Consider the following 5,920-nt stretch of genomic DNA (forward strand, 5'->3'; position numbering starts at 1 on the left):
GCGCCGTCGCAGCCCTCGGCCGCGGCCGGGAATTCGCAGCATCCCATCGGGGCCCTCCTGAGTCCGGTAGCGACGGGAGAGTACCCCACGCGGCCGACGCGCACCGGCGGCTCCGCCGCGACCGTGGACCCTTGACCGCGCCGCACCCGGAATGCTAAGCAAGTGCTCAGCATTCCGGGCATCGTGGCGCCGGTTGCGACAAGCGACGGGGAAGGATCGGATGACGCTGCAGTCGGTACTCGAGGACATTCGGAAACGGCCGGGGTCGGGGGAGGTCATCCCCGTCATCGATCCGGTCACCGAGGAGCCGATCACCGAATTCACCGACTGCGGGCCAGCAGCCGTCGACGACGCGGCCGCGCGGGCCAGGGCAGCCTTCGAGGCGGGCGTCTGGGCCGGCCTGCCGGGGCGCGAGCGGGCCAAGGTCATGTGGCGCATCGCCGACCTGATCGAGCAACACGCCGACGAGCTCGCCGAACTCGACTCGCTCAACACCGGCATGCCGTTGATGCAGGCCCAGCTCGTCGTGCCCACCTGCGCCGAGTTCTTCCGGTACTACGCCGGCTGGTGCACCAAGGTCAACGGCAACGCCTACGACGTCAAGACCAGCGGCATCGCGTCGGACACGTACGTCGACATGCACACCTACACGCTCAAGGAGCCCTACGGCGTCGTCGGGCTGATCTTCCCGTGGAACGGCCCGATCTTCAACGCGAGCGCCAAGCTCGCGCCCGCGCTGGCCGCCGGGTGCAGCATGCTCGTCAAGCCCGCCGAGGAGACCCCGCTCTCGGCGCTCCTGCTGGACCGCCTCATCGCCGAGGCCGGCGTGCCCGACGGCGTCGTCAACCTGCTCACCGGCTACGGCCACACCGCGGGCGCGGCGATCACCGCGCATCCCGACGTCCAGAAGGTGGCCTTCACCGGGTCGACCGACGTCGGCAAGGAGATCGTGCGGGCATCCGCCGGCAACCTCAAAAAGGTCATGCTGGAGCTCGGCGGCAAATCGCCGGTGCTGATCTATGACGACGCCGACCTCGACCAGGCCATCATGATGGCCGCGATGGGCATCTTCGTGCACTCCGGCCAGGGATGCGTCTGTGGCTCAAGGATTTTCGTGCAGCGCGGCGTGTACGACCGGGTCGTCGAGGGGATCGCGATGATCGCCGACAACCTGAAACTGGGCGGCCCCCGGGAAGAGGGCAGCATGAGCGGTCCGCTGATCAGCCAGAAGCAGCTCACCCGTGTCCTGGGCTTCCTCGACGAAGGCAGGTCCGACGGCGTCGAGGTGGTCACCGGCGGGCACCGGCTCGACCGCAAGGGCTACTTCGTGCACCCGACGGTGCTGACCAACGTCGAGCGCGGGATGCGGCTCTATCAGCAGGAGATCTTCGGGCCCGTCGTGACCGTGCTGCCCTTCGACGACGACGACGAAGCCGTGGCCATGGCCAACGACACCACCTACGGCCTGGCCGCCACCGCGTGGACCACCAACCTCGCCCGCGCCCACCGTCTCGCCAAGCGGCTGCAGGCCGGGACGGTGACGCTGAACTGCCAGTTGGTGTTCGACCACACGGTGCCCTTCGGCGGCTACAAGCAGTCCGGGTGGGGCCACGAGTTCGGCCGCGAGGGCATCGAGGCCTATATGCAGACCAAGTCCGTCTGGGCCCAGCTGTAGCGACGCCTACCGGTCGAGCACGTCCGCGTTCATCTCCGCGCGGAAGCGCCGATACCGCTCGGCGTGACCGGGCCGGCGCCGCACCAGCAGCCAGCCGGCCGCCAGGACGGCGAACCACAGCGGAACCCACGCCAGGGCGACGGCGCTACCCCGGTCGACGCACAGCGTCGCGACCACGAACGCGAAGAAGACGAGCACGGCCCAGCACATCGCCACGCCGCCGGGCATCCTGTAGGCCGACTCGGCGTGGCGCTGCGCGTGGCGGCGGCGGTAGACGAGGTAGCTGACCACGATCAGTGCCCACACGAACATGAACAGCAGCGACGAGACGACGGTCAGCAGGGTGAACGCGCCGATCACCGAACCACGCACGTAGAGCAGCGGAATGGCGGCCAGCATCAGTGCCGCCGTGGCCAGCAGCGCGCGCGACGGCACCCCGTCGCGGCTGAGCCGGCCGAACGGTGCCGGGGCGCTGCCTTCGTCGGCCAGGCCGAAAAGCATTCGGCCCGTGGAGAAGACCCCGGAATTCGCCGAGGAGGCCGCCGCGGTGATGACGACGAAGTTCACGATCGACGCGGCCGCGGAAAGCCCGGCCAGCGAGAACATCATGACGAACGGCGATTCCCCGCCGGCGAAGTCCCGCCAGGGCACCACGGTGAGGATGGCCAGCAGCGCCCCGATGTAGAAGATCGCCACCCGCAGCGGAACGGCATTGATCGCGCGGGGGAGGGTGCGGCGTGGGTTGACCGTCTCGGCCGCCGCGATACCGATCAGCTCGACTCCGACGAAGGCGAACGACGCGATCTGGAACGCGCCGATCGCGCCCGTGAACCCGGTGGGGAAGAATCCGCCGTCGTTCCACAGGTTCTCGACGGTCGCGCGGTGACCCTGCGGTGAGACGTATCCGGTGGCCAGCAGGACGACCCCGGCGACGATGAAGCAGACGATCACGGCGACCTTGATCAAGGCGAACCAGAATTCGATCTCCCCGAAGTTGCGGACACCGGACAGGTTCACCACAAGGATCAGGGCGACGGTGAGCAACGCCGGCAACCACGCCGGCAACGCGGGCCACCAGAACTCCGAGTAGCCGGTGATCGCGACCACCTCCGCGGTGCCGGTGACGACCCAGGCCAACCAGTACGACCACCCCATGAAGAAGGCCGCCGCGGGGCCGAGCAGATCGGCCGCGAAGTCGACGAACGACTTGTAGTTGAGGTTCGACAGCAGCAGTTCGCCCATCGCGCGCAGCACGAAGAACATGAAGAACCCGACGATGCCGTACACCAGCAGCACCGCCGGCCCGGCGTGGGCGATCGTTTTCGCCGACCCCAGGAACAGGCCCGTGCCGATCGCGCCGCCGATCGCGATCAGCTGGATGTGTCGGTTGGACAGCCCTCGGTGCAGGTGCGGGACGGCGGCGTCGTCAGGCATTAGCGGACGGTACCGGACCGGCGGCGCGCGATTCCGGACACGCGCAACGCCGCGCGTCTTACGCTGCATCCGGGGCCGAACGGAAGGTGGGTTCGACATGGTCTCGCGAGCCGCATCCGTTGCCGCCGGTGTCGCCGCGGCGGCGGCCGTCTGCTGGCCGGCCGCGCCGGCGAATGCCGATCCGCCGCCGACGGAGGTGATCACCATCGTGGCCGTGGGACCCGACGGCCAGCCGGTCAACGGCTATCAGGAGGCGCCGGCACAGGGCAACGTCCCCACCGTCGACCAATGCACCACCCCGTCGCCGTCGGCGGTGGCCGACGACATCTACTACTGCTCGCCCAGCGCCGCCGGCGCCGGCACCTGCTGGCCCGCCACACCCGGGTCGCTGCTGTGCATCGACAATCCCTGGGACATGCGCCTGCACCGGGTGGGCTACGGCGGTCCGCTGCCGCCGGTGCAGCCGCTCGCGACGCCCGATCCGTTCGCGCTGGTCCTCGACGACGGCACGCGCTGCCTGTTGCGCAACGGCGGCGCGTGGGGCGGGCGGGACGACGGCTATGTCGGGGTGTACGGCTGCGGCGACCCCGCCGCCCACCTGGCGGTCCTGTGGCTGCCCAGCCAGGGCGCGGGAACCTGCATAGATCGCGCGGCACCGGTGTGGACGGTCAAGGTCGGCCAGGTGGGCACCTCGAGCACTCCGTTCCCGCCGCCACAGATCCATGCGGTGACGACCGCATGGTTCGCCGGCCGGTGACCGGCGGGTGCTATAACGCAACGTATGCCCGGCCCCGGAAGCTCGATCACCCACGTATCCGACACGGCGAAGTGGACGGCGCTACACCGGGCCGCCGAGTCGGCCCGTCCGGACGCGCTGTTCCGCGATCCGCTGGCCGAGCGCCTCGCCGGCGAGCACGGCCGCGCGATCGTCGCCGCGGTGCCGCGGTCGACCCGCAACGGGTGGTGGCTCGTCGCGCGCACCAAGATCATCGACGACGCCATCGCCCAAGCGATCGCCGACGGCTGTGACCGGGTGCTGAACCTGGCCGCGGGGCTGGACACCCGGCCGTACCGCCTGGATCTTCCGCCCGACTTCACCTGGATCGAGGCCGACCTGCCCGCGTTGCTCGAGGAGAAGACGCGACTGCTCGCCGACCAGACACCGCGCTGCCGGTTGAGCCGGACCGCCGTCGATCTGGCCGACCCGCGGGCACGCGGCGCCTTCTTCGACGACGCGCTCGACGGCGCGACGAAGGCCCTGGTGCTGACCGAAGGCCTGTTGATGTATCTCGAGGAGGCCGACGTCGCCGCGCTCTCGGCGGCCATGCAGCGGCCCGAGGTCGGCTGGTGGATGCTCGACTTCGCCGGCCCCGGCCTCAGGGCGATGATGAACAAAAAGATGGCCGGCATGCTGGAGAACGCGCCGTTCAAGTGCGCACCCGAGAACGGGCTGGCCTGGTTCGAAGGTCTCGGCTGGCGCACGGTCCACTCCGAATCGCTGCTCGCGGCCGCGCGCCGGTTCCGTCGCCTGCCGCCGTTGATGCGGCTCGCGGCAAGGCTGCCCCAGCCCGATCCCCGTCGCCCGGGCCGCAGGGCGTGGAGCGCGGCGGCCCTTCTAGCCCCCGCATGATTCGGCCGGCCCCGCATCGTGAACGCCGGGACGTCCGAGCGGCTTCACCATCGCGGCATGGGAATCTCGCTCGAGTTCGACATGCGCTTCGATGCTCCCCAACCCGAGGAGATCAACGGACGGCCGGCGGATCGATCACTTCCTAGCTGCCGCCGTTGACGCTTGCCGAAAATGAGTTGACCGACGCGCCGACGCTGCCGCTCCAGGGCTCGAAGCCGGCTTGGATGCTGGTGAGATACCACGAGTTGGTCACCTGCTCAATGGTTTCCGTATTGTCGACAAAGCCCAGCACGTTGAAGTTGTTCCAGGAGTTCATGGGCGTGCTGGCGACGTAGGACACGACATTGTTCTGACCGTTGCTGCCCTCCCAGACCGCGAAGCTGCGCCCGTCGATCGTGGCGTTGCCCACCACCGAGCCGACCGGCTGGATCGGTCCCTGATGGTTGAACCAGATCATGATCTCCTGATGGTTGACACCGTTCGTTATAGGCGTCGGATTCAGCCAGATGTCGTAGGACGCGTCGTAGATCCCGTGGCTGGGATAGGTGTAACTGATGCTGCTGGTGGCGGTTTGGATCTGGCTCAACTGCTCGGGCAGGGGAGTGCCCGGCGAACTGGCGCCATAGGCCGTGCCCAGATAGACCGACGGGTATCCCAGCGGCGCCCCGTTGGTGGGGGCAGACCCGTTTTCCCCGGTGATCGTGAATCCGGTGGAGGTGACGTCGATGGTCTGCCCGTTGGGATTGTTGTAGGCGTTGTTCTGGACCAGGTAGGAATTTTCGATCGTCGTCTTTCCGTACTGGGTGGTGATCACAGTGTCGCCCGTTCCGGTTCCGGTGCCCGTGCTGCCGCTGCCCGTGCTACCCGTTCCGGTTCCAGTGCCCGTGCCGGTTCCGGTACCCGTGCCGGTTCCCGTACCGCCGGTTCCCGTGCCCGTGCCCGTGCCGGTTCCGGTTCCCGTGCCGGTGCCGGTGCCGGTGGGGATTGAGTGTCCGTCGACCAGCAGATGGGTGGGTGGGGCGTAGGAGCCGGTTTGGCTGGCCTGGAAGCCGACCGTCACTGAATGACCCGGCGCAATCGTGTCGTTGTAGCTTTCGGCGGTCAGGGTGTACTGGGTGCCCGTGTGAGCGATCTGTGCGTTCCAGGCATTGGTGATGGATTCGTTTGAGGGCAGGTTGAAT

Annotated in this window: 5 protein-coding genes; 3 read left to right on the plus strand and 2 right to left on the minus strand. The window is 68.6% G+C overall.

Annotated elements, in window-relative coordinates:
* The first annotated feature begins 220 nt into the window (after nt 1-220).
* Nucleotides 221-1,675 (plus strand): aldehyde dehydrogenase family protein, encoded by a 1,455-nt coding sequence (locus AC2VOR_RS16705; RefSeq protein ID WP_369738648.1) that lies wholly within the window; start codon nt 221-223, stop codon nt 1,673-1,675.
* 6 nt (nt 1,676-1,681) lie between these two features.
* Here AC2VOR_RS16705 and AC2VOR_RS16710 read toward each other — a convergent pair whose 3' ends face one another.
* Complete coding sequence (locus tag AC2VOR_RS16710; protein ID WP_369738649.1) at nt 1,682-3,109, minus strand: amino acid permease; 1,428 nt, start codon at nt 3,107-3,109, stop codon at nt 1,682-1,684.
* Nucleotides 3,110-3,206: 97 nt separating this feature from the next.
* Here AC2VOR_RS16710 and AC2VOR_RS16715 point away from each other — a divergent pair, with 97 nt between their 5' ends.
* A complete protein-coding gene (locus AC2VOR_RS16715) occupies nt 3,207-3,866 on the plus strand; it encodes a hypothetical protein (RefSeq protein WP_369738650.1) in 660 nt (219 codons plus the stop codon).
* Between the two features lie 24 nt (nt 3,867-3,890).
* Nucleotides 3,891-4,739 carry a class I SAM-dependent methyltransferase gene (locus AC2VOR_RS16720; protein WP_369738651.1) on the plus strand — a complete coding sequence of 283 codons (849 nt, stop codon included), beginning with the start codon at nt 3,891-3,893 and terminating at the stop codon, nt 4,737-4,739.
* 142 nt (nt 4,740-4,881) lie between these two features.
* On the opposite strand, the gene AC2VOR_RS16725 is transcribed toward AC2VOR_RS16720, so the two are convergent.
* On the minus strand, nt 4,882-5,920 hold a 1,039-nt coding region (locus AC2VOR_RS16725; protein ID WP_486964155.1), incomplete at its 5' end, for a GH12 family glycosyl hydrolase domain-containing protein.

The sequence above is a fragment of the Mycobacterium sp. TH-M103 genome (genome assembly GCF_057473785.1).